At 64.9% G+C, this 21,911-nt stretch carries 22 protein-coding genes and 1 tRNA gene; 8 read left to right on the forward strand and 15 right to left on the reverse strand.

Annotated elements, in window-relative coordinates; genetic code table 11:
* Positions 1 to 70: 70 nt before the first annotated feature.
* Together QUW00_RS06485 and QUW00_RS06490 are read right to left on the reverse strand one after the other, a co-directional pair.
* The gene (locus QUW00_RS06485; protein ID WP_289613570.1) at positions 71 to 2,821 is read right to left on the reverse strand and encodes an HAD-IC family P-type ATPase; all 2,751 of its coding nucleotides are present in this window, start codon (positions 2,819 to 2,821) and stop codon (positions 71 to 73) included.
* Positions 2,822 to 2,928: 107 nt separating this feature from the next.
* Positions 2,929 to 3,005, reverse strand: a tRNA-Arg gene (locus tag QUW00_RS06490).
* A gap of 216 nt (positions 3,006 to 3,221) precedes the next feature.
* Between QUW00_RS06490 and aroF the strand changes: the two genes are divergently transcribed.
* From aroF to aroQ, 8 genes are read left to right on the forward strand one after another with little or no spacing between them, the layout of a single operon-like run.
* Positions 3,222 to 4,241 carry a 3-deoxy-7-phosphoheptulonate synthase gene (gene aroF, locus QUW00_RS06495; RefSeq protein ID WP_289613571.1) on the forward strand — a complete coding sequence of 340 codons (1,020 nt, stop codon included), beginning with the start codon at positions 3,222 to 3,224 and terminating at the stop codon, positions 4,239 to 4,241.
* A gap of 1 nt (position 4,242) precedes the next feature.
* Entirely contained in the window at positions 4,243 to 5,139 is an 897-nt protein-coding gene (locus QUW00_RS06500; protein WP_289613572.1) for a prephenate dehydrogenase, read from the forward strand.
* Positions 5,140 to 5,153: 14 nt separating this feature from the next.
* Positions 5,154 to 6,254, forward strand: coding sequence for a 3-dehydroquinate synthase (gene aroB, locus QUW00_RS06505; RefSeq protein ID WP_289613573.1), 1,101 nt, complete (start codon positions 5,154 to 5,156; stop codon positions 6,252 to 6,254).
* Entirely contained in the window at positions 6,251 to 7,570 is a 1,320-nt protein-coding gene (gene aroA, locus QUW00_RS06510) for a 3-phosphoshikimate 1-carboxyvinyltransferase (RefSeq protein ID WP_289613574.1), read from the forward strand. The genes aroB and aroA overlap by 4 nt, the downstream gene beginning before the upstream one ends.
* Positions 7,571 to 7,579: 9 nt before the next feature.
* Positions 7,580 to 8,713, forward strand: a complete 1,134-nt coding sequence (gene aroC, locus QUW00_RS06515) for a chorismate synthase (protein WP_289613575.1) — start codon at positions 7,580 to 7,582, stop codon at positions 8,711 to 8,713.
* 36 nt (positions 8,714 to 8,749) lie between these two features.
* Positions 8,750 to 9,892: a prephenate dehydratase gene (pheA, locus tag QUW00_RS06520; protein ID WP_289613576.1), complete on the forward strand. Its 1,143-nt coding sequence runs from the start codon at positions 8,750 to 8,752 to the stop codon at positions 9,890 to 9,892.
* On the forward strand, positions 9,893 to 11,155 hold the full coding sequence (locus tag QUW00_RS06525; RefSeq protein WP_289613577.1) for a shikimate kinase: 1,263 nt from the start codon (positions 9,893 to 9,895) through the stop codon (positions 11,153 to 11,155).
* Positions 11,156 to 11,178: 23 nt separating this feature from the next.
* Positions 11,179 to 11,622 carry a type II 3-dehydroquinate dehydratase gene (gene aroQ, locus QUW00_RS06530; protein ID WP_289613578.1) on the forward strand — a complete coding sequence of 148 codons (444 nt, stop codon included), beginning with the start codon at positions 11,179 to 11,181 and terminating at the stop codon, positions 11,620 to 11,622.
* 28 nt (positions 11,623 to 11,650) lie between these two features.
* Here the strand turns inward: aroQ and recN are convergent, their stop codons facing one another.
* From recN to ruvX, 13 genes are all read right to left on the reverse strand, one after another.
* Positions 11,651 to 13,288 (reverse strand): DNA repair protein RecN, encoded by a 1,638-nt coding sequence (gene recN, locus QUW00_RS06535; RefSeq protein WP_289613579.1) that lies wholly within the window; start codon positions 13,286 to 13,288, stop codon positions 11,651 to 11,653.
* Positions 13,278 to 14,147 (reverse strand): NAD(+)/NADH kinase, encoded by an 870-nt coding sequence (locus QUW00_RS06540; RefSeq protein ID WP_289613580.1) that lies wholly within the window; start codon positions 14,145 to 14,147, stop codon positions 13,278 to 13,280. Before QUW00_RS06540 ends, recN begins: the two co-directional genes overlap by 11 nt.
* Positions 14,144 to 14,947, reverse strand: coding sequence for a TlyA family RNA methyltransferase (locus tag QUW00_RS06545; RefSeq protein ID WP_289613581.1), 804 nt, complete (start codon positions 14,945 to 14,947; stop codon positions 14,144 to 14,146). Before QUW00_RS06545 ends, QUW00_RS06540 begins: the two co-directional genes overlap by 4 nt.
* A complete protein-coding gene (locus QUW00_RS06550; RefSeq protein WP_289613582.1) occupies positions 14,944 to 15,216 on the reverse strand; it encodes an exodeoxyribonuclease VII small subunit in 273 nt (90 codons plus the stop codon). The genes QUW00_RS06545 and QUW00_RS06550 overlap by 4 nt, the downstream gene beginning before the upstream one ends.
* A gap of 4 nt (positions 15,217 to 15,220) precedes the next feature.
* Positions 15,221 to 15,721 carry a transcription antitermination factor NusB gene (nusB, locus tag QUW00_RS06555; protein WP_289613583.1) on the reverse strand — a complete coding sequence of 167 codons (501 nt, stop codon included), beginning with the start codon at positions 15,719 to 15,721 and terminating at the stop codon, positions 15,221 to 15,223.
* A 3-nt stretch (positions 15,722 to 15,724) separates the two neighbouring features.
* On the reverse strand, positions 15,725 to 16,087 hold the full coding sequence (locus tag QUW00_RS06560) for an Asp23/Gls24 family envelope stress response protein (RefSeq protein WP_289613584.1): 363 nt from the start codon (positions 16,085 to 16,087) through the stop codon (positions 15,725 to 15,727).
* 162 nt (positions 16,088 to 16,249) lie between these two features.
* Positions 16,250 to 16,813 (reverse strand): elongation factor P, encoded by a 564-nt coding sequence (gene efp, locus QUW00_RS06565; protein ID WP_289613585.1) that lies wholly within the window; start codon positions 16,811 to 16,813, stop codon positions 16,250 to 16,252.
* A 108-nt stretch (positions 16,814 to 16,921) separates the two neighbouring features.
* On the reverse strand, positions 16,922 to 18,052 hold the full coding sequence (locus tag QUW00_RS06570) for a M24 family metallopeptidase (protein ID WP_289613586.1): 1,131 nt from the start codon (positions 18,050 to 18,052) through the stop codon (positions 16,922 to 16,924).
* Positions 18,053 to 18,125: 73 nt separating this feature from the next.
* Complete coding sequence (locus tag QUW00_RS06575) at positions 18,126 to 19,226, reverse strand: hypothetical protein (protein ID WP_289613587.1); 1,101 nt, start codon at positions 19,224 to 19,226, stop codon at positions 18,126 to 18,128.
* Positions 19,223 to 19,756, reverse strand: a complete 534-nt coding sequence (locus tag QUW00_RS06580; RefSeq protein ID WP_289613588.1) for a shikimate kinase — start codon at positions 19,754 to 19,756, stop codon at positions 19,223 to 19,225. Before QUW00_RS06580 ends, QUW00_RS06575 begins: the two co-directional genes overlap by 4 nt.
* Positions 19,757 to 19,759: 3 nt before the next feature.
* Positions 19,760 to 20,260 (reverse strand): YqeG family HAD IIIA-type phosphatase, encoded by a 501-nt coding sequence (locus tag QUW00_RS06585; RefSeq protein ID WP_289613589.1) that lies wholly within the window; start codon positions 20,258 to 20,260, stop codon positions 19,760 to 19,762.
* Positions 20,257 to 21,486, reverse strand: a complete 1,230-nt coding sequence (gene mltG / locus QUW00_RS06590; protein ID WP_289613590.1) for an endolytic transglycosylase MltG — start codon at positions 21,484 to 21,486, stop codon at positions 20,257 to 20,259. The genes QUW00_RS06585 and mltG overlap by 4 nt, the downstream gene beginning before the upstream one ends.
* On the reverse strand, positions 21,479 to 21,907 hold the full coding sequence (ruvX, locus tag QUW00_RS06595; protein ID WP_289613591.1) for a Holliday junction resolvase RuvX: 429 nt from the start codon (positions 21,905 to 21,907) through the stop codon (positions 21,479 to 21,481). The genes mltG and ruvX overlap by 8 nt, the downstream gene beginning before the upstream one ends.
* Positions 21,908 to 21,911 lie beyond the last annotated feature (4 nt).

The following is a 21,911-nucleotide window of genomic DNA, read 5'->3' on the forward strand; positions in this document are numbered from 1 at the left end:
AGGGCGGCCGTAGGTTTATCCACGCAAGAATACCACGCCGACGCACGACGCGCCCATGCGGACGAATGCGCTATTTGGACGAGCGCTTGCGCCCGCCCATCGAGACCTTGATGCCGGACGAGGATTTCACGATGCGCCTGCGGCGCTCGGCGCGCGAACGCTCCCCCTCCTGCTCCACGGCCTTTGCGGCCGAGGTGCGGGCGCGCTCGAGCTGCCGCTTGCCCGACACGGAGGACGCGAGCGCCTGCAGGGTGCGGCGCGCAGATGAGCCCGTCGACGTGACGCGCCTCGAACCGCGGCCGAGCGACATCTTGACGCCGCGGCCGAAGCCCGTCGCCGAGCGATTCGAGCGGGCGCCGAGCTTCTCCAAGGGACGGCACAGGCCAAAAAAGCTCACGCAGCCGATGAACGCGACGACGAGCGTCGCGATGGCGAGTCGCAGCGATAGCGGCGCGATGGAGAACAGGTCGGAAAAGAACAGCACGCCGCCGCACAGGCCTACGACGACGAAGACGAAGACGGCGAGGCGCAAGCGGGTGAAGGGCCAGGAGATGCGCCATATCAGGCAGCATCCGACCGACGCCGTGCAGATGAGACACATCGTCGACAGCGAGAGCTCGTCCAAACCGAGCGCGCTGACCATCAGCATGCACAGCCCGCACGCGATGACGACCGCGGCGGACGCGGGACAGGCGCGGCGCAAGACGTTTGTCAGGAAGCGACCCGAGATGCGGGAGCGGTTGGGTTCAAGCGCCAGCACGAAGCTCGGGAACCCGATGCAGAAGAAATTGATGAGGGTCATCGTGATGGGCTGGAACGGATAGGGCGGGAAAAAGACGCAGATCGCAGCCAAACCCATGGAGAACAGCGTTTTGGTCAAAAACAGCGCGGCCGAGCGCTGAAGGTTGTTGATGGAGCGCCTGCCCTCGGCCACGACCTCGGGCATCGAGGCGAAATCGTTGTCGACAAGGACGATCTCGGCAACGTTGCGGGCGGCATCGGAGCCGGCCGCCATCGCGACCGAGCAGTCGGCCTCCTTGAGCGCAAGCACGTCGTTCACGCCGTCGCCCGTCATGGCAACCGTGTGGCCGCGCCCCTTCAGAGCGACCACGAGCTCGCGCTTCTGCTGGGGGGTCACGCGCCCGAACACGTGATAGCGGTCGACGGCCGCCTCGATCTTGGCGGGCGTATCGAGCGTCGTCGCATCGACATAGGCGTCGGCGTGCGGGATGCCGACACTGCGGGCGATCGAGGAGACGGTGCGCGGGTCGTCGCCGGAGATGACGTTCAGCGTCACGTCCTGCTGCTTGAAGTAGCGGATGGTTTCCGCTGCCGAGGATCGGATCTCGTCGCGGATGGTCACGAATCCGATGGGTATAGCTTCTCCCACCATGTCGCCTGTATCCGTGAACCCATCGACGCGGGCGATCACCAGCACGCGGCATGTCTCGGCAAACCCGTTGACGATGGACTCGACACGTGCGAACGTGTCTTCCGACAGGCAGAACTGGGCGGCGCCCATGATGAACGATCCCTGCGCGAAGGTCGCTCCGCTCCATTTCTTCGTAGACGAGAACGGTACGACCGTGACGGCACGCTCCTCACAGGTCTCGCGAAGGGCGTAGTACGAAAGCACGGCGCGGCAGGTCTCATTTGCGTCCGCTTCCGTGGCGCGCGCGATGCCCGCCAGCGCGCCGTCCACGACTGAGGCGGCATCGCGGTCGGCCTGATCGGCTAAGACCACATCGCCGTCGCCGTCGAGCACGTAGACCCCCTCGACCTCCATGCGGCCGGACGTGATGGTGCCGGTCTTATCGAGGCAGAGGACGTCCACGCGCGCGAGCGTCTCGATGCAGTAGAGCTGCTGGGCGAGCACCTTGCGGCGCGCAAGCCGAAAGGTCGCGATGGCGAGCACCGAGGAGGTCAGCAGCACCAGGCCCTGCGGGATCATGCCGAGCAGCGCACCGACCGTCGTCAAGATGGCAGCGGCGATATCGCTCCAGGCAGCGGTGTCGGACATGAGCCAATGGATCATGGTGGTCATGGAGTCGGGCGACGTCTGCGCCCACGCCTCGTAGCTCTCGTGCGTGCTCGCGTAGAACAGGGCGATACCGAGCGGCAGCATGATGATGCTCGCGAAACGCACGATGGCGTTCAGCGCGTTCATGATCTCGGAGTTGACCTTCTTGACGTATTTCGCCTCATTGTTGATGCGCGCGACGTAGTTGTCGGCGCCGACGTGCTCGACCTGCGCGCAGACGATACCGGAATCGACGAAGCTTCCGCTCATGAGATGCGAGCCGGGCGTCTTGCGAATCAGGTCGCTCTCGCCGGTCAGCAAGCTCTCGTTGACGTAGGCCTCGCCCTGGACAACGACGGCGTCAGCGGGGATCTGATCGCCGCGCCCGAGGCGAACCAGATCATCTTGGACGATCTGGTCAAGATCGACCTCGCACTCCTCCCCTTCCCGGATGACCGTCGCGCGCTTGCTCACCAGAAGCGTCAGCTTGTCGACCATACGCTTCGAGCGCAGAGCCTGAAAGATGCCAATGCCGGTATTCAGGATGACGATCAAAAGAAAGGTCAGGTTCTTATAAGAGCCGGTCGCGATGACCAGGGCCGCAAGGACGATATTGATGAGGTTGAACAGCGTGCAGACGTTTTCGAGCACGAGCTCGCGCACCGATTTGGTCTTCAGGTCGGTGTTGACGTTGACCTTCCCGGCGTCGATGCGCTGCTGTACCTCGTCAAGCGAAAGGCCGCGCAGCACCCGCGCATCGCGCGCTGGGCTCTCCTCGTTATCAGACCGTTTGTCTGCCACGAACTCCCCTTTTCGATACCCATCGATATGAAAAGAGAACCGGCGATGGAATCGCGCGGCTCTCCGATACGCGAGCAATGCTGCGCGAGCATTGCGATTGTTACAACTGGTGCCCCATGTCGGATTCGAACCAACGGCCTTCTGCTCCGGAGGCAGACGCTCTGATCCCCTGAGCTAATGGGGCACGACGCAAGCCATTATAGCGATGCGCCGATTTCCGCGCCACCCGGCACACAAAGATTATGCCGCCCGCGCACGACGCGTTCGCGTCGCCGCCGCATGCATCGCCGCTTCGCTATATTAAAGTTTCACGCGCGCATCGGCGCGACGCCGCATTGGTATACACTGCTCCATTACTGGAAAACGAATCGCCGTTCGCATACGGCCGGAAGGGACGTCCATGATCGCAATCCTTCGCAAGACCGCTTCGGATGAGGCTGTCGACCAGCTCGTTCGCTGGATCGAGAACAAAGGCCTGAAGACCGATGTGTCCCGCGGCGAAAACGAGATCGTCATCGGCTTGGTCGGAGACACCACCGTGATCGATCCGTTTCTTCTCGAATCGATGGATATCGTCGAGCGCGTCCAGCGCGTATCCGAGCCGTTCAAGAAAGCCAACCGCAAGTTCCACCCCGCAGACACCGTCGTCGACTGCGGCCACGGCGTGCTCATAGGCGGCGGGCATTTCCAAGTCATCGCCGGCCCCTGCTCGGTCGAGGGCGAAAACCTTGCCCCCATTGCGCGCCGCGTCCACGCCGCCGGCGCCACGATGCTGCGCGGCGGGGCCTACAAGCCGCGCACGTCGCCCTACGCATACCAGGGCATGGGCGAGCACGGTCTCGATATCCTGCTCGACGTGGCAGGCGAGCTCGACATGCCGGTCGTGACCGAGATCATGGACCCGCGCGACGTCGGCCTGTTTTGCGACAAGGGCATCGACGTCATGCAGATCGGCGCCCGCAATGCCCAAAACTTCCCGCTGCTCAAAGAGGTCGGCAAGACCAACGTGCCCGTGCTGCTCAAGCGCGGCATGTCGGGCACGATCGACGAGCTGCTGATGGCTGCCGAGTACATCATGAGCGAGGGCAACCCCAACGTCATCCTGTGCGAACGCGGCATCCGCACGTTTGAGACGCGCACGCGCAACACGTTCGACCTCAACGCCGTGCCCGTGCTCCATCATCTGTCGCACCTGCCCGTCGTCGCCGACCCGAGCCACGCCACCGGCTACACGCGCTACGTGCAGCCCATGGCGCTCGCCGCCTGCGCCGCCGGTGCCGACGGCCTCGAGATCGAGGTGCACGATTGCCCCGAGCGCGCGTGGTCCGACGGTGCCCAGGCGCTCACGCCCGACCAATTCGACCGCACCATGGAGCGCATTCGCGCCATCCGCTCCGTGATCGCACCGGCGGATGAGTAGCATGGGCGCGTCTGCCACCTCCCTGACGGTGGGAATCGTCGGACTCGGTCTCATAGGCGGGAGCTTTGCGCGGGGCTACCGGGCCCACGGCGCCTGTGTGTATGCCTATGATCCCGACCAGGACACGATGGGCGCCGCGCGTATCGAGACCATTGCGGGAACGCTGGACGACGACACGATTCCCGCATGCGACCTCATCGTGCTTGCCGCCTATCCGGACGCCTGCCTTGGCTGGCTGCGCGAGCATGCCAAGGTGCTTGGCGCCTGTTCGTCTGCGGACGAGAAGCGCGGACCTTTGGTCGTCGACACCGCGGGCGTCAAGACCGCGATCTGCTCCGAGGCGTTTCGACTGGCATTCGACTATGGTTTTTCCTTCCTGGGCGCCCATCCCATGGCCGGAACCGAGCACTCGGGATTCGCGCATGCGCGCGCCGACCTGTTCTGCGGAGCACCCATGGTCCTCACGCCCCCGCCGTGCGGCGACATGGATCGCCTCGAGCTGCTCGACCGCGCCCACACGCTGCTCGAACCGCTTGGATTCGGCAGCTACAGCGTCACGACCCCCGAGGCGCACGACGAGGTGATCGCCTTTACCAGCCAGCTCGCCCACGTCGTCTCCAACGCGTACGTCAAGAGTCCGACTGCCCAGGTCCACCATGGGTTTTCAGCGGGCAGCTATCGCGACCTGACGCGCGTCGCCCACCTGAACGCCTCCATGTGGGCCGAGCTCATGTGCGACGACGCGGAGAACCTGAGCCGCGAGATCGGATGGCTCATAGATGCGCTGGCAGCCTACCGCGACGCGCTCGATGCAAACGATCGCGATCGCCTGCGCATGCTGCTTGCCGAGGGCGATCGCATCAAGCGCTCACTGGACGACGGCGACATGAATGAGTAGTCGGGAGGTACAGCGTGTATACCCTAGATATCGATACCGAACGTCCCTATCGTGTACTCATCGGCACGTTGCTGCTCGAGCAATGCGGCGAGATCGTGCGCGAAGCGAGCGGAGGCTCGCGCGCGCTCATCGTGACCGACACGAACGTCGGCGCGCTCTACGCGGCGCCCGTACGTCGCAGCCTCGAGGAGGCGGGCTACGAAACGAGCGTCCACGTCTTCGAGGCCGGCGAGGAGCACAAGCGGGCTGAGACCTACCTTGCCATACTTGAGGACGCGGCTCGTCATGAGATGACGCGCGGCGATGTCATCGTCGCCCTTGGCGGCGGCGTGGTCGGCGATGTCGCCGGCTTCGCTGCGGCGACCTACATGCGCGGCTGCCATTTCGTCCAGGTTCCCACGAGCCTGCTGGCCATGGTCGACTCGTCGGTCGGGGGAAAGACGGCGATCGATCTCGCTTGCGGCAAAAACCTTGTCGGCGCTTTCTGGCAGCCCGATGTCGTCATCGCCGACGTCGGGTGCCTGGCCACGCTTGAGCCCGACCAATTTATCGACGGGTGCGGAGAGGTCGTCAAGCACGCTGTCATCGCCGATGAGGAACTGTTCTGCGAGCTCGAGAAAACGCCGCTCACCCGGGAGCTCCTGCTCGCCGACCTCTCCCGCGTCGCGTACCTCATCGCGCGCAACATCGATATCAAGCGCGCCGTCGTCAGCGCCGACGAGCGGGAAGCGGGCGTACGGAAGCTGCTCAACTTTGGCCACAGCATCGGCCACGCCGTCGAAGCGTGCTCGGACTTTCGCCTCGGCCACGGCGCATGCGTGGCGATCGGCATGGTCGCCATGGCGACGGCATGCGTTCGCACCGGTCTTTGCGAACCTTCCGTGCGCGACCGAATCCGCGCGCTTGCAGCCGCACACGGACTTCCCACGAGCTGCGACTTCACCGCCGATGAGCTGTACGCCGCCGCCCTGCATGATAAAAAGCGCTCGGGGGACGCGATCGATCTCGTGCTACCCGAGGGCATCGGAACCTGCCGTATCGCAAACGTTCCGCTTCTGGAGTTCAAGCAGCTCATCGCACTCGGTATCGAAACCGAAGGGAGCGTCGAGGCATGATCGCGACCATTCACCCACGAGAACTTGCGGGATCCGTGCCCGCCATCGCGTCCAAGTCCATGGCGCATCGACTCATCATCGCCGCGGCGCTCTCGAGCTCGTCGACGCACGTCGTCTGCAACACGACGTGTGACGATATCGAGGCGACCATCCGCTGCCTGACCGCCCTGGGCGCGCGCATCGAGGCGACTGGCGACGGCTACGAGGTCCATCCGGTACCGAAGAGCATCGAGCTCGGCGTTCTCAAAGCGTTTCAGGGTGCCACGCTCGACTGCGGAGAGTCGGGCAGCACGTTGCGCTTCATGCTGCCCGTCGCCTGCGCCCTGGGTGCGAATGCGTCCTTTACCGGTGCCGCGCGTCTCGCCGAACGGCCCCTCGGTCCGCTGGTTGACGAGCTTATCGCTGCGGGGTGCGATATCGCCGCCACCGGCGCGTTTCCGATGACCGCCGGAGGCCGTCTGCGTCCGGGCGTCTTCAAACTGCCCGGCACGGTAAGCTCTCAGTTCATCTCAGGTCTGCTCCTCGCCTTCCCGGTGCTTCCCGGCGCCTGCGAGATCGAGGTGTCCGGCCGCATCGAAAGCCGGCCCTACATCAATCTGACCCTTCAGGCGCTCAAGATGTTCGGCGTGGATGTCGCCGTCGAGCGCACGACCGCGCCCGACGGCATCACCGAGCTCACGCGATTCCGCTCGACGGGGCGCCCCTACCGTTCGCCGGGCGAGGTGCGCGTCGAGGGCGATTGGTCCAACGCCGCCTTCTGGCTGTGCGCCGGAGCCCTGGGCAGCGAGCCCATCGAGGTCAAGGGCGTATCGCTCACCTCCGCCCAAGGCGACCGCAACGTCCTCGCGGCGCTCTCGCGCTTCGGTGCGCGTACCCGCAGGACCGCCGAGTCGGCGATCGTGCAACCCGACGCCCTGCATGCGTTCTCGATGAGCGCACAGGATATCCCCGATCTTGTTCCGGTGATCGCCGCCGTGGCCGCCTGCTGCGAGGGGACGACGATCATCCGCGACTGCGCTCGGCTCCGCATCAAGGAGTCCGATCGCCTCGCGACGACCACCTCGGAGCTGCGGGCGCTCGGCGCGAACGTCTCCATCGACCGCGACAGCCTGGTCATCTGCGGCAAGCCGCGCTTGAGCGGCGGCGTCGTCGAGGCGCACAACGACCATCGTATCGCGATGATGGCCGCCGTGGCCGCGGTTCGCTGCGACGACGACGTGGTCATACGCGGGGCGCAGGCGGTCGACAAATCGTATCCGACCTTTTTTGAGCACTACCGCATGCTCGGCGGTGACGTCGAGCTCTCCCAGGATTAGGAGGGTCCCATGGCATCGGTGTTCGGCAACGCCCTGAAGCTCTCGATCTTCGGCCAGTCACACTCCCCCGCCATCGGTTTTACGCTCGACGGGGTGCCCGCCGGCATCCCGGTTGACACCGAGCGTCTCCAGGCGTTCATGGATCGGCGCGCGCCCGGCCGGGCTCGGACCTCCACCGCACGCCGCGAAGCCGATGCCCCTGAGTTTTTGGGAGGCCTCACCGACGGCCACACCAACGGCGCGCCGCTCGCCGCCATTATCCGCAACGGAGATGCGCGTTCGCACGACTATGACGAGCTCAGACGCATCCCGCGCCCGGGCCATGCCGACCTGCCGGCACGTATCAAGTACCGCAACAACCATGACGTCGCGGGTGGCGGCCACTTCTCCGGCCGTCTTACCGCCGCGCTGTGCGCAGCGGGCGGCGTGGCGCTCCAAGCTCTCGAGAGCCGTGGCATCCACATCGTCGCCCACATCGCCTCGCTCGGTCCTAAGCCCATCACCGACATGCCGCTCGATGCGATGGCATACAATCCCGCCCAAGCGACGCTCATCGGCGCCAACAAGCTCCCCTGCATCAGTTCAGATGCCGCCGAGCGCATGCAGGCGTGCATCCTTGACGCCGCCGAAAAGCTCGACAGCGTGGGCGGCGTCATCGAGTGCGCGGCCTATGGCATGCCCGCCGGTATCGGAGACCCCATGTTCGACGGTATCGAGAACCGCATCGCACACATCGCATTCGGTATCCCCGCCGTCAAGGGCGTCGAGTTCGGCACCGGCTTCGCCGCCGCCCGCCTGCGGGGCAGCGAGAACAACGACCCGTATCGCATGGGGTCCGACGGCGCGCACCCGGTGTCCAATCACGCTGGAGGCATCCTCGGCGGCATCACCGATGGGGCGCCGGTGGTCTGGCGCATGGCCATAAAGCCCACGCCCTCGATTGCCCAGTCGCAACGAAGCGTCGACCTTGACGCGGGCATCGATGCCGACCTATCCGTACGCGGACGGCACGACCCGTGCATCGTCGCGCGCGCCGTACCGGTCGCCGAGGCGGCCTGTGCGCTCGCACTCATGGATGCCCTGGTGGAAGATGAGGGCCAACGTGCCTTCGGCACCTCAGCGGAGCCGTACGACGCGTTGTAGAGACGTCGCTTCTCGCCCGAGCACAAAGGAGACCCCATGGACCTGACCGATATCCGCACACGCATCGATCGCATCGACGACGAGCTGCTCGAGCGTTTCGTTGATCGCATGGAGATCGCGACCGAGGTCGCCCGCTCCAAAAAGGAGACGGGAAAGGCGGTCTTCGATCCGGCACGCGAGCGCGATAAGCTCGCTGCGGTCGCCGCACAGGCGCCCGAGCGTTTCCGCGACCAGGCGGTCAGCCTGTTCTCGCTGCTCATGAGCATGAACAAAGCCGAGCAGCTCCGCGTGCTGCACGGAAGCAACCCATCCGATGCCGCCGGCGCCGTCAGGCGCGAGCTCGACGCACCGCGAGCCGCGTTTCCTCGCTCCGCGCGCATCGCCTGCCAGGGCGTCGAGGGGGCGTACAGCCAGATTGCAGCGTGTCGCCTCTTCAGGCTCCCCACGATCACCTACTGCAATACGTTCGAGGACGTCTTCCGCGCCGTCCGCGACGGCGCATGCGACTACGGCGTCGTCCCCATCGAGAACTCGACGGCGGGATCGGTCAACGCGGTATACGACCTGCTCGCTGCCTACTCGTGCTCCATCGTCAAATCGCTGCGGCAAAAGATCGACCATCAGCTGCTGGCCAAGCCCGGATCGTCCCTCGACGACATCCGGGAGGTGTACTCGCACGAGCAGGCGGTCGCCCAATGCTCGGGTTTTCTTGCCGAGCTCGGCGCGCACGTCAACGTCTTCGATAACACCGCAATGGCCGCGGAGTTCGTGGCCTCGTCTGACCGTCGCGATGTCGCCGCGCTCTCCTCGCGCGACTGCGCGAAACTCTACGGGCTCGATGTCCTCGCATCGGACGTCCAGGATTCGGACAGCAACTACACGCGGTTCGTCGTCATAGCGCCACAGCTCGAGATCTACCCGGGCGCGATGCGCACCTCGCTCATGCTCACGCTTCCCCACGAGCCCGGAGCTCTCTACCGCGTGCTCGAACGGCTCTACGCGCTCGATGTCAACATGGTGAAGCTCGAGAGCAGACCGATCGTGGGACGTGACTTCGAGTTCACGTTCTACTTCGATCTTGAGTGCGCGGCCGATGAGCGGCTCATCGGCCTGCTCAACGCGCTCGATGACGTATGCGAGCATCTGAGATATTTCGGATCATATACGGAGGTGCTCTAAATGGAGCAGACGCGACCCTACGGCGTACTGGGCGAGAAACTCGGCCACAGCTATACGCCGGTTATCTACCGTGAGCTCGCGGGCTTGAACTACGTGAAATTCGAACGGGAGCCCGATCAGCTCGAAGCATTCCTGCGCGGAAACGAATGGGAGGGCGTGAACGTCACGATTCCCTACAAGAAAGCCGTTCTTCCCTATCTGGACGAGCTTTCCGACATCGCGCGCCGCATGGGCAACGTCAACACGGTGACCCGACTGGCAGACGGACGGCTTCGGGGCGACAACACCGACTACTTCGGTTTCAAGTTCCTGCTCGAATCGACCGGTGTCGATTACACCGACGCGCTCGTGCTCGTCCTGGGCGGTGACGGCGGCGCCGGGTCGACCGCCCTCAAGGTGCTCGCCGACCTGGGAGCACAGGCGGTCTCGGTCAATCGCGGCGGAGAGGTCACCTACGCGGACCTTGCACGCTATGCGCAGGCCGATGCCATCGTAAACTGCACGCCGGTCGGCATGTTTCCGGCCTGTCCGGCGACACCGTGCTCGCTCGACGGCTTCGAGAACCTCAAAGCCGTGGTCGACATCGTCTATAACCCCGCGCGCACCCAGATCATGATGGACGCGGAGCGTCGCGGCATCCCGACAGCCGGAGGTCTGCTGATGCTCGTCGCTCAGGCCGCGCAGGCGGTTGAGCGCTACACGGGACGGGTCCTTTCGGCCGCGCGCATCCATGAGGTATGCGACGCCCTGCTTGCGACCGAGCAGAATATCGCGCTCATCGGCATGCCCGGCTCCGGGAAGACGTGCGTCGGCCAACAGCTCGCAGGGTTGCTGGGCCGCGAGCACATCGATATCGACCACGAGCTCGAGCTACGCCTCGGCTGCACGTGCGCGACGTTCATCGAGCAGCACGGAGAGCAGGCCTTCCGCGAGCGCGAGACCGCATGCCTGCGCGACATCGCCGGCCGCTCGCGTCTGGTCATCTCCAGCGGCGGCGGCGTGGTGACACGGCAGGAGAACTATGACCTGCTCCATCAGAACAGCCGCATCGTCATGCTCAACCGCCCGCTCGAAGAGCTCTCCCGGAAGAACCGCCCCATAACCGCGCGCGACGGCATCGAGCGCCTTGCGACCGAGCGCATGCCCCGCTACCGCGCCTGGGCGGACGACATCGTCGATTCGCGGGAGCACGCGAAGGCGACGGCGCTCGCGGTGCGCGCCCTGCTGCCCCCTATGCTCGAGATGCCGGTCGCCGACGCGTAAGACCCGCGCTTGAAAGGAGCCCCATGAAGGCATTGGTTATCAACGGCCCGAACCTCAATATGCTCGGGCAGCGAGAACCGGATATCTACGGGCGCAGGACCTATGACGACCTCGTCCAAATCTGCCAGGATGCCGGTCGCCGCGCCGGATTCGACGAGGTCGAGGTCTTCCAATCCAACCACGAGGGCGCTCTCGTGGATGCGATTCAGGGCGCATGGGGCACCGCCGACGGCATCGTCATCAATCCGGCGGCGTACACGCACACCAGCGTGGCGATCCTTGACGCTCTGAAGGCCGTGGGGCTGCCCGCCATCGAGGTTCACATCTCCGCGGTCGAGCAGCGTGAGGACTTTCGTCAGATTTCCTACGCACGCATGGCGTGCATGGCGACGATCACCGGAGAAGGGCTGGATGGCTACGCCCACGCGCTCGAGCTGCTGGCAACGCATCTGAAGGACGCGAAGTAGCCTCAAAGCGATCAATCGGTCCGAGCGCCTAGCGCTCCAGGTGCCCGGCCTCGCGCAGCATCTGGCGGGCATGCGCAAGCGAGGTCTCGCTCGCGTCGCCTGACAGCATGCGCGCGATCTCCGCAACGCGATTCTGTCCGCTCACGCGCACAAGCGATGTCTCGGGAAGGTCGTCGTCGGATTTCGAGACGACGTAATGGGTGTCGCCCATAACCGCGACCTGCGCGAGGTGCGTCACGACGATAACCTGATGCGTGCTGGCCAAGTCGGCCAGGACAAGCCCGAGCGAACGGGCGGTAGAGCCGCCGACTCCCGCATCGACCTCGTCAAACACCAACGTGTCGACGCCGTCGGCCTGACCAAGCACGACCTTGGATGCAAGCATGACGCGGGACAGCTCGCCACCCGAGGCGATGCGCCGCAGGGGACGCGGCGTCATGCCCGCGCCGCTGCGATAGAGCAGCTCGCAGGCAGCAGAACCGCAAGTCGTCCACCGATCGCGCGGAAGCTCGCGGGAATCCCAGACGAGCTCGGCGTGGCCCATCTCCAGGCGAGCCATCTGCTTTCCCACCTCGCGGCAGAATCGGGGCGCCGCCGCATTGCGGGCGCGCATCAGCGCGCGAGCGCATCGAGACAGATTCGCCTCGGCTTCGTCGCGCTCTTGGCGGGCGCGGCGAATGCGGGCCTCGCCGTCGTCGACGAGTGCGAGCAGCTCATGAGCCTCCTCACGCCGGCGCAGCACATCGTCCATAGTTGGCCCGAACTGCCGAAGCAGGCCCTTGAGCTCTCCATATCGCTCCTGCGCCTGCTGGAGTTCAGCGGGATCGAACTCGATATCGTCGCGATACCGGCGAAGATCGGCAGCGATGTCCTCGATCGTGATCGCCGCCCCGGCGAGCCCGTCGGCGAACTGAGCGAGCTTGGCATCGACTGAACCCATACGCGCGAGCCCCGCAATCGCCTCGTTCAGCGAGTCGAGGACACCGCCCTCGTCACCGATGGCGGACTCGGCATCACGGGCGCATCCAACGAGCGCCTCGGCGTGTTCGGCGCGCGGCAGGACCTCCTCGAGCTCCTCGAGCTCGGTCTCACCTGGGTCGACCTCGTCGATACGGGTGAGCGCAAAGCGCGCCTCCTCGAGGCGCGAGCCCTGCGTGCGCGCCGCGGCCTCGACGCGCTCGAGTTCGCGGGCGGCGTCACGGGCGGCGGCGAAGGCCTCGCGGTAGGCGGCAAGCGGCTTTGCGATGGCCGCCCCGGCCCAGGCGTCGACCATATCGACATGGGTTGCAGGGTCGAGCAGGCGCTGGTGCTCGTGCTGGCCGCATAGGTCAATCTGCGAGCCGACGAGCTGCGCTAGCTCGCGAACGCTTGCCAACGCTCCGTCGATCTTGACACGGCTGCGCCCGTCGGCGCCCACGCGACGGGAAACGACGATTCCCTCGGTATCATGCGGATCGCGAAAGAGGCGCCCCTCGACATGGGCGGCATCCTGCCCTTCGCGGACAAGCGACGAGTCGGCTCGATCCCCCATGAGCAGACGGCAGGCAGAGAGCAGCGCCGTCTTGCCGGCGCCGGTCTCGCCGGTGAGCACCGTAAGGCCGGTGTCGGGCGAAAGCACCGCGTCGCGGATCAGCGCGAGGTCGGTGACGTGGATCTCATCGATCATGGCGCCTCACCCCGTAGAACACGCGGGACACGGAGTTGTAGAAGCTCTCGGGGCCGTAGTCGAGCAGCAGGATATCGGCAGCCCCGCGTCGCGATACGACGCGCTCCACGGTGCCATCGGCTTCGATGAACTGACCGTCGACGGCGATCGCCGGCTGGGAGGGCCGATCGTGGGACATGGTCACCTCGATGACGTCGGCGGGCGAGGTCAGAAACGCGCGCGCCTGGATGGTGTGCGGGGCGATGGGCACGCACACCATGCCATCGAAGTCCGGGCTGACGATCGGGCCGCCCGCCGACAGCGCGTACCCGGTAGAGCCGGTGGCCGTGGAGACGACCACGCCGTCGCCGCGAAGCCGGTCGATGTGGTGGCCCGACACCGCGATATCGAACTCCACCATCTCGGAGAGCGGTCCGCGGGCGAGCGCCATGTCGTTCAAGCCGGTTGCGGTGATAACCTGCTCAGTGCCGTCATCGCTGGCCACATGGACGTCGCAGTCGATCGTGGCACGGCGGCTCACGTGCATCTCGCCCGCAAGCGCATCGGAGACGACGGCGAGGATATCGCGGTCCTGGGGGCTCGCGGCGGTAAGGAAGCCCAGATGGCCGTAGGAAAGGCCAAGGATCGGGATCTCGCGGCGGCCGACAAGGTGAGCGGCCCTCAACAGCGTCCCGTCGCCGCCCAGTGAAATGACGAGCTCGCACCCGTCGATCGCGGGCGCCTCGCGGGAGGCGATCTTGGATTCCTTGTCGGCGGCCCAGATGACGTCGTACCCCTGACGGGTCAGCCACAGCTCGAGCGTGAGTCCGCTTTGGACGGCCTCATCCTTGCTGTAATTGGGAACGAGCAGGATCTTCATAATGAACCAGCCTTTCGCTTGAGCTCATCGACCTGGAGTGAGCGCTGCTCTGAGGTGGCCGCAGCGAAGGCGGCACGGTCACCGAGGAGGAAGAACTCGCGATTGCCCTTCGCGCCGTGAATGGGCGAGGCGCAGACATCCACCGGATACAGACCGTTGCCGGCGAACAGCTCGATCGCATCGCAAAGCACACGCGCGTGCACCGCAGGGTCGCGTACCACGCCGCCCTCCCCCACCTCGTTCGAGGGGGCCTCGAACTGAGGCTTCACCAAAGTCAGGAAACGGCCGCACGCGCCCAGCAGGTCGAGCACGGCCGGCAGCACCGTATGGATGCTCGTAAACGAGACGTCGCATACGGCGAGATCGAAGGCGCCGACGTATCCGAGGCCGGGCACGTCGACGATGTTGGTGCGCTCGAGCAGCGTGACGCGCCCGTCGTTGCGCAGGTTCCACGCGAACTGCGCGCGCCCCACGTCCACCGCGACGACGCGGGCGGCACCGCGCTGCAGCAGGCAGTCGGTAAACCCGCCGGTGGAGCAGCCGATATCCAGACACGACAGCCCCTTCGGGTCGACGGCGAAGGTATCGAACGCGCCGGCGAGCTTGATGCCGCCTCGACCGACATAGGGAATCCTCCCCTTGACGTGCAGGTCGCATCCGGGTGCAACGCGCAGCGCAGGGGACTCTAGGCGCTCTCCGCCCGATGAGACGAGGCCCGCCATGCAAAAGCGCAGGGCCTCGTCACGATCGACGCACAGGCCCTGCGCTATGAGTTCATCGTCGAGTCGAACGCGCTTCATGCTTCGGTAGGCGCAACGTGCTCGTCGGCGACGGGAGCATCGGGCTCAGCGGCCGCGTCCTCGTCCATGGCGGCGGCAAGCTGATCCGCCTCGCGCTCGGAAAGATCGAACGTGTCGACCATATCGACGGCACGCGAACCGAGTTTGATCGCCTCGTCGAACAAATCGAGGCTGCGTTCGAGCGACGTGTCCTTCGAGCGGACGGTGGCGATGATCTCGTCCAGGCGAGCGGTGATATCGTCGAACGAATTGACCGCGGTGTCAGCCATTGACCTATCCCTCCACCTCGACGGCGTCCTCGCTGCCATCGGTATCGGAAAGATCGGATGCGCCCTCGGAGACGCTCGGCAGCTCGGATTGGCGCGCAAGGCGGCCGAGCACGCCGTTGACGAAACGGGCGGAGCTATCGGTGCCATACGCCTTGGCGATCTCGACGGCCTCGTTGATCACGATGGAATCGTCGAGGGCATCATCGCCCTCGAGCAGACGCATCTCATAGACGGCGATGCGCAGCAGGTTGCGGTCGGCCGACGGCATGCGGTAGAGGCTCCAGTTATCGGAGACCTCGTGCAGGGCGTCGTCGATACGATCGAGGTTCTCGTAGCAACCGCGGGCAAGCTGCTCGGCATAGGGCTGCAGGGGCTTGTCGGACGACAGCAAGAAATCGCCCTCAAGCACCTCGTCGACAGGCTTGTCCAGCGCCTCAGCCTGGAAAAGGATCTGCAGCGCCTGGCTGCGGGCGAGCGTGCGCCCGCGCTCAACTTTAAGACTCACTCGCTACTCCTTGGGAAACACCAGGTTGTCGATGCACACGTCGACGGCGGAGACGGCAACGCCCACCTGGCCGTCGATAGCCTTGACCACGGCGGCTCGCACGCTCTCGGCAAGCTTCTTGAAGGGATAGCCGAAAAACACCGTCAGGCGGACGGTGATGCGAAGGGCACCGTCGACGACTTCCGCCTCGACGGCAGGAAGCGCGGGCTGCGGGCTCTTCGCGGAAAACATGGAGACCAGGCTGGAGGCGAGGTCGTTGGTGCCCACCGAGGCGACTCCCTCGACGCCTTCCACGGCACGGGAGACGATGATGGAAAGGACCTCGGGCGCGATGGCGATACCGTCTATCTTGATCTCTGCAGACATGCTCTCACCCATTTCGGCATTAGACGCGGATGGCATGAAGCCACAAAACCTCTTAACAGGATACCCCAAGCAAAACACCGCATAAAGTCAGATGTGCGCTCGGCAACGAAAAAAGGGCGGGACACGTGTCCCGCCCCAGACATACGCGATATGGAGCGCGCGCTACACGCGGGAGACGAACTTGCCGTCGCGCGTATCCACCTTGATGGTCTCGCCCACGTTGAGATACATGGGGACCTGGATGGTGGCGCCGGTCTCGATGACCGCGGGCTTCGTGCCGCCCTGGACGGTGTCGCCCTTGAAGCCGGGATCGGTCTCGGTGATCTCGACCTCGATGAACATGGGGGGATTGACGCCCATGAGCTCGTCGTCGGCGTACAGCAGCTGGCAGACGTCGTTCTCCTTGAGCCACTTCTCGTTGTCGCCGATGAAGTCGGCGGGAACCGCGACCTGGTCGTAGGTCTCCATGTTCATGAAGTAGTAGTTGTCACCATCGTTGTACAGATACTGCATCTCGGTGGTGGTGAGGGTCACGCTCTCGAACTTGGAGCCCGCGTTGCAGGTCTGCTCGACGACGCGACCGGTCTTGATGTCCTTGGTCTTGTAGCGGACGAACGCGCCACCCTTGCCGGGCTTGACGTGCTGGAACTCAACGATGGTGCAGACCTTGTCCTTGATGCGCAGACCGAGGCCGTTCTTGAAATCAGCGGTGGTGATGGATGCCATGGATGACCTTTCTCACTCAATACACAGAACAGGAAGAGTATACGACACGGCGCGGCTGCGGGCGCAAAATGCGACAGAACAGCCATATCGAGCGCGCCCGACCGTATCCTAGCAGTCGATAACCTGCAGCTCGTGCGGAGACGAGGTGAAGGGCATATAGCCGTCCTCGGTGACCACGCCGTAGTCCTCGAGGCGGACGCCGCCCACCCCAGGCAGATACACGCCGGGCTCGACCGTCACGACCGAACCGGCTTCGACGATATTGCTCGCGCGGCCGAAGTTGGGCAGCTCGTGGATGTCGATGCCGACCCCGTGTCCGAGTCCGTGGCCGTAGTAGTCGCCGTACCCCGCATCCGAGATGATCTTCACGGACAGCATATGGATATCATGCCCGTCGACGCCCGCGTGGATGGCGCGCACGCACTCCTCGTGCGTGTGCTGGACCAGGTCGTACAGGGCGCGCTGCTCGGCGGTCGGCTCGCCCATGACGACGGTACGGGTCATATCCGAATCGTAGTCGCGATAGCGCGCGCCGTAGTCCATGAGGACGAAATCGCCCTTCTGGACCACGCGATCGCTGGGGATGGCATGCGGGTTGGCGGTGTTGGGACCGGAGGCGACGATGGAATCGAAGGCAAGGCCGTCGGCGCCGTTGTCGAGCATGAAGCTCTCGAGCTCGACCCTGATCTGCTTCTCGGTCATGCCGGGCTTGATGAAGCCGAGCATGTGGGCGAAGGCAGCGTCGGTGATGGCCTGGGCATGGCGCATGAGCTCGATCTCCTCATCGTCCTTGACGGCGCGCATGCGACGAAGGTCGCCGTGCATCAGCGGAAGCTGGCAGACGATGGAGCGATCCTCGAGCCCGCGAACGATGCCCTGGTAGAAGGACAGCTGCATGTCGTCCTCGATCGCGACGACGCGACAGCGGCACGCAAGCGCGCGCTCGGCTACCCAACCCGGGATGTCATGGCCGTCCATATCGAGCTGCCAGGTGTGCCCTTCGGGAAGGTTCTCGGTAAAGCTGTTGAAATAACGCGAATCGGTATGCAGGAAGCACGCGTCGCGCGTGATAAACGCGGCGTGGGGGAACTCATAGGTGTAGTCGAACACGCCCATGGCGCCGGTGAGCCAGCGAAGGTTCGCTTCGTCGCGCACGACGACGGCGTCGTAGCCGCGCTCCTCCATCATTGCCCTCACGCGCTCGATACGGGCGGCGGGACCCGAAACGATTTCAGCCATAGATTCTCCTTTCGATACAAGGCGCCAGCACGCATCCGCGCATGCGATGGCGGCCGGCGCACATCAGACTCCCCTAATCGTCCTCGGTTTGGGATCTCGACGCAAGATAGGCCTCAGCGTGGCGCATGAGCAGGTCGTCGTCGATGTTGGCGAGACGAATCGAGCCAGCGAACCGCGGAAGCGCAAGCATGAATCGATTCGAGCGACGATAGCGCTCGCGCTTCAGGGCCTCCACGAAGCGATCGGCCGAAAGCTCGAAGGTCAGCTCCTCGACGCCAAGGTCCTCGAACAGATCATCTTGGTCGAAGACGACGTCGACATCAAGGCCGCAGACATCGTGCGCAAGGCGCGCCTCAAACCGCATGCCCTCGGCGAGCAGGCGATACCACGGAAACGAGGCGTCAAGGCACGAACGCAGAGCGCGGGCGGTGGCGACACCGTATTCGACCGCATGGCGCGACGAGGGATTCGCAGAGCGTATGGACATGCTGCGGGCGGTCTGCGCACGGCAGAGCGCATCGGCAAAGGCCCGTTCCTGACCGGCGACCATGCCCTCGGCAAGACCGGGGAACTGCTCCCACGCGCGCTTGCTCTCGGCAAGCGCACACGAGAGCAACTCGACGTAGCCGGGACCAAGCGTCTCGGGGTCCCTGCCGATGACGAGGTCGAGCTCGCAGACGACCATGTCCCAGCGCGGCTGCACCGAGATCATCTCGGACGCCTCGCCGTATCCGAGCGGGGCCATGGAGGTGGCGACCCGCGCCATCGCATCGAGGGTGAGCGGAATGGCGACGCTCGAGACGCCCTGGCACCACATACCCGAGCAGAACGCGACGGCCGAGCACAGCTCATAGCCGCCGACCGCGACGACCAGGTCGTCAGCCGTCAAGGCGCTGCGCTCGAACTCGGCAAACAGTAAGACGGCGTCCTCTACGCGAGAAAGCCGCGCGGAAGCGCACGTGCACGTGAAAACCTGGAAGCCGGTGTCGATAAGCGCGCGCTCCACCTCGACGCGAATCGCCTCGTCGACGGGGTCCTCGAGAACCATGAGAGCGCGCTTGGGCGCTCCGACGACATGGGTGAGCAGACGCGGAAGCTCGGCAAAAGCGCCGCACCCGATCCGAAAATCGGTCGTTGTGCGACCGAAGTTGACGAGCTGGCGACGGACGGTCATAGCAAACCACACTCCAAAAGCATCTCGGCGCAATCGTAGGAAACGTCGGTAAAGCCGCGGCCGCGGATATCGACGGTGAAATCAGCTGCCTGAAGGTACAGGGGGCGACGGTGCTCGAGCAGCTCGACGGCGTGGGACTCCGATTTGAAATCGGGCCGCGTGTCACGCCGCCTGATCTGGCGCAGGGAGTCATCGATATCGCCATCGAGGTAGACACAGTAGCCCATCTCGTGCATGAGCTCGATGTTGCACGGCGTCTCGACGATGCCGCCGCCGCAAGACACGAGCAGGCTGCGCTCTGAGCGCAGCGAGCGCAGCGCGTCGGTCTCCAGCACCCGGAAGGCGTGCTCGCCCCGCGTGGCGAAGATCTTCGTCACCGATTGGCCGCAGCAGCGCTCGACCATGCGATCGGTATCGACATAGCGCCTGTTGAACATCTTACCGAGATTGCGCGCGAGCGTTGACTTGCCCGCACCGAGAAACCCGATGAAGAAGATGTGGTCGCATCCCCGCTTGTCGCAGCACGCCATCGCCTAGCGCTCCTCGCAAGGAACGCCGCGCAGCGCGAGCCGCTCGAAGATACGGAAGATCTTGGTGTACCACAAATCGACGGTGGTCTGAGGCTTGACGAGGATGGTGTCGACCCCTGCAAGTTTGCCGGCCCACACGTCGGTGTAGAGCTGGTCTCCGATGAGCACGGCCGCCTCGTGCGGCTGCCCCATGCGCTTGAGCGCGGCATCGATAGCAAAAGGAAACGGCTTGCAGGCAAAGCAGATGGCACCGAGCCCGAGCTCGCCGGCAGAGCGCTCCACTTGGTCGCGGTGCCAGTTGTTGGAAACCATGTACAGCGAGAATCCGAGCTCTCGGGCATGGTCGAGCCATGCCGCGACCTCAGAGGGCGCCGTCGTGCGATCGCGTGGGACGAGCGTGTTATCGCGGTCGAGCATGATGGCGCGCTTGCCGGATGCGTAGAGCTCCTCGAGATCGATGATGTCAACGGAAGCGACGTAGCGTCCAGGGGAAAGGATACTCATTGCAGCGACTCCCCGTACTCCTGGCTGAACTGCTCGAATTCCGCATAGTCATCGGTGAACCGGTGCGTGCCATCCCCCGCCGCCGAGGCGACGTAATACAGGTAGTCAGTATCGTCAGGGGCGAGCGCCGCCTGGATCGACGAGAGGCTCGGGCTGCAGATGGGTCCGGGCGTCAGACCGTAGTTCTTGTAGACGTTGTAGGGCGAGTCGATCTCGAGGTCGTCATAGGTGACCGGATCGCTGCCGCCGCCGCGCGCGTACACGATCGCCGCATCGATCTGCAGGGGCATATCGATATCGAGTCGATTGTAGATGACACTCGCCACGGTCGGGCGCTCATCGTCGACCGCGGTCTCGCGCTCGACGAGCGAGGCCACCGTGATCACCTGCTGCGCGCTCAGGCCCGCCGGACCGGCGTCCAGATCGAGCGAGGCGGTCTCGGTAACGAACTGGTCGAGTAGGGCGCGAATGACCGAATCGGCGGTCGGATCGCTGATCGAATAGGTCTTGGGATACAGATAGCCCTCAAGCGAATCGTTGTACGCGCCCTCGAGGAACGGATAGTCATCGACATAGTTGGACGCCTTCGCCTGCTCCAGGAACTCATCGGCGGAGATGCCGTAGGTCTCCTCGACGCGGGCGGCCGTCTGAGCGACCGTGAGGCCTTCCTGGATCACAAGCGAGGTGCCGGCGTTGGGACCGGCAACAAGCCGCTCGACGACCTCAGCGGGATCCTGCCCGGTATACAGCAGGTATTCGCCGGGCTTGATGGACGTCTCGGCGCCGGCGGCCGTAACCGCAGCGTAGTAGTCCTTCGGGTTGTCGATGACATGATGTTCCGCCATGAGCTGGGCGATCGCATCGCCCGACGCTCCCTCGGGAATCGTTAGGCGAACCTCCTGGCCCGCCTCGACCGCAGGGGTGTCGTCAACGAACATGCCGCGCACGGCGGGAACGATGTAGCAGACGATGAGGGCGATGGCGACCAGCGCGACGACGGCGCCGATGATGCCGCCAACCGGAATGCCGCCCTGTCGCTGCGAGGTGCGGCGATGCGCGGAGGCAGCGGGCCTTCCCGACGAATAGCTCGACGGCCGGTAGGACTGCACGCCCGCCGCAGGGGTGCGGCGGTTGTCGGCGAAACGCTTGCCCGCCGGTCGAGCGGAGCGCGCAGTGGGGCGAGCAGCGGAGCTTCGCCTCGGATCGTTGTTCATCGTGTTAGGCACGTTCGTCCTTTCGATCGGTGCTGTCGAGCCACGCCTGCAAAAACAGGGATGCGGCGACCATATCGACCTTGCCGCGCATGCGGCGCTCGTCAAGACCCTGCTCGCGCAGGATACGCTTCGCCTCGCGCGACGAGAGGCGCTCATCGGCGAAGGCCAAAGGAAGCCCCAATCGCTCTGACAGCTCGCAGGCGATGGCCCTGATGCGCTCGGCCTGCGGCCCGTCCTCGCCGGAAAGCGTCTGGGGCAAACCGCACACCAGGATATCCGGCTCATGATCCTCGACGATGGCGCGAAAGGTCCGCGCGCATCCGATGACCTCGGCGGCAGGCAGCACCTTCACCGGCATCGCCACGCGTCCCGTACGGTCGGACACGGCGATGCCGATGCGAGTTTGCCCGATATCGAGCGCAAGGGCGACCATGTGC

This window comes from Collinsella tanakaei (genome assembly GCF_030373545.1).
In the GTDB taxonomy this organism is placed as follows: Bacteria; Actinomycetota; Coriobacteriia; order Coriobacteriales; family Coriobacteriaceae; genus Collinsella; species Collinsella tanakaei_C.

Excerpts from the sequence above, each read along its gene's own strand:
- efp (WP_289613585.1), bottom strand. The coding sequence starts at position 16,813 with ATGGCATCCATCACCACCGCTGATTTCAAGAACGGCCTCGGTCTGCGC.
- pheA (WP_289613576.1), top strand. The coding sequence starts at position 8,750 with ATGGACCTGACCGATATCCGCACACGCATCGATCGCATCGACGACGAG.
- QUW00_RS06585 (WP_289613589.1), bottom strand. The coding sequence starts at position 20,260 with ATGAGTATCCTTTCCCCTGGACGCTACGTCGCTTCCGTTGACATCATC.
- QUW00_RS06525 (WP_289613577.1), top strand. The coding sequence starts at position 9,893 with ATGGAGCAGACGCGACCCTACGGCGTACTGGGCGAGAAACTCGGCCAC.
- QUW00_RS06540 (WP_289613580.1), bottom strand. The coding sequence starts at position 14,147 with ATGAAGATCCTGCTCGTTCCCAATTACAGCAAGGATGAGGCCGTCCAA.
- aroF (WP_289613571.1), top strand. The coding sequence starts at position 3,222 with ATGATCGCAATCCTTCGCAAGACCGCTTCGGATGAGGCTGTCGACCAG.
- QUW00_RS06575 (WP_289613587.1), bottom strand. The coding sequence starts at position 19,226 with ATGACCGTCCGTCGCCAGCTCGTCAACTTCGGTCGCACAACGACCGAT.
- aroQ (WP_289613578.1), top strand. The coding sequence starts at position 11,179 with ATGAAGGCATTGGTTATCAACGGCCCGAACCTCAATATGCTCGGGCAG.
- recN (WP_289613579.1), bottom strand. The coding sequence starts at position 13,288 with ATGATCGATGAGATCCACGTCACCGACCTCGCGCTGATCCGCGACGCG.
- QUW00_RS06550 (WP_289613582.1), bottom strand. The coding sequence starts at position 15,216 with ATGGCTGACACCGCGGTCAATTCGTTCGACGATATCACCGCTCGCCTG.
- aroC (WP_289613575.1), top strand. The coding sequence starts at position 7,580 with ATGGCATCGGTGTTCGGCAACGCCCTGAAGCTCTCGATCTTCGGCCAG.
- QUW00_RS06570 (WP_289613586.1), bottom strand. The coding sequence starts at position 18,052 with ATGGCTGAAATCGTTTCGGGTCCCGCCGCCCGTATCGAGCGCGTGAGG.
- QUW00_RS06560 (WP_289613584.1), bottom strand. The coding sequence starts at position 16,087 with ATGTCTGCAGAGATCAAGATAGACGGTATCGCCATCGCGCCCGAGGTC.
- QUW00_RS06545 (WP_289613581.1), bottom strand. The coding sequence starts at position 14,947 with ATGAAGCGCGTTCGACTCGACGATGAACTCATAGCGCAGGGCCTGTGC.
- QUW00_RS06500 (WP_289613572.1), top strand. The coding sequence starts at position 4,243 with ATGGGCGCGTCTGCCACCTCCCTGACGGTGGGAATCGTCGGACTCGGT.
- QUW00_RS06580 (WP_289613588.1), bottom strand. The coding sequence starts at position 19,756 with ATGGCGTGCTGCGACAAGCGGGGATGCGACCACATCTTCTTCATCGGG.
- ruvX (WP_289613591.1), bottom strand. The coding sequence starts at position 21,907 with ATGGTCGCCCTTGCGCTCGATATCGGGCAAACTCGCATCGGCATCGCC.
- aroA (WP_289613574.1), top strand. The coding sequence starts at position 6,251 with ATGATCGCGACCATTCACCCACGAGAACTTGCGGGATCCGTGCCCGCC.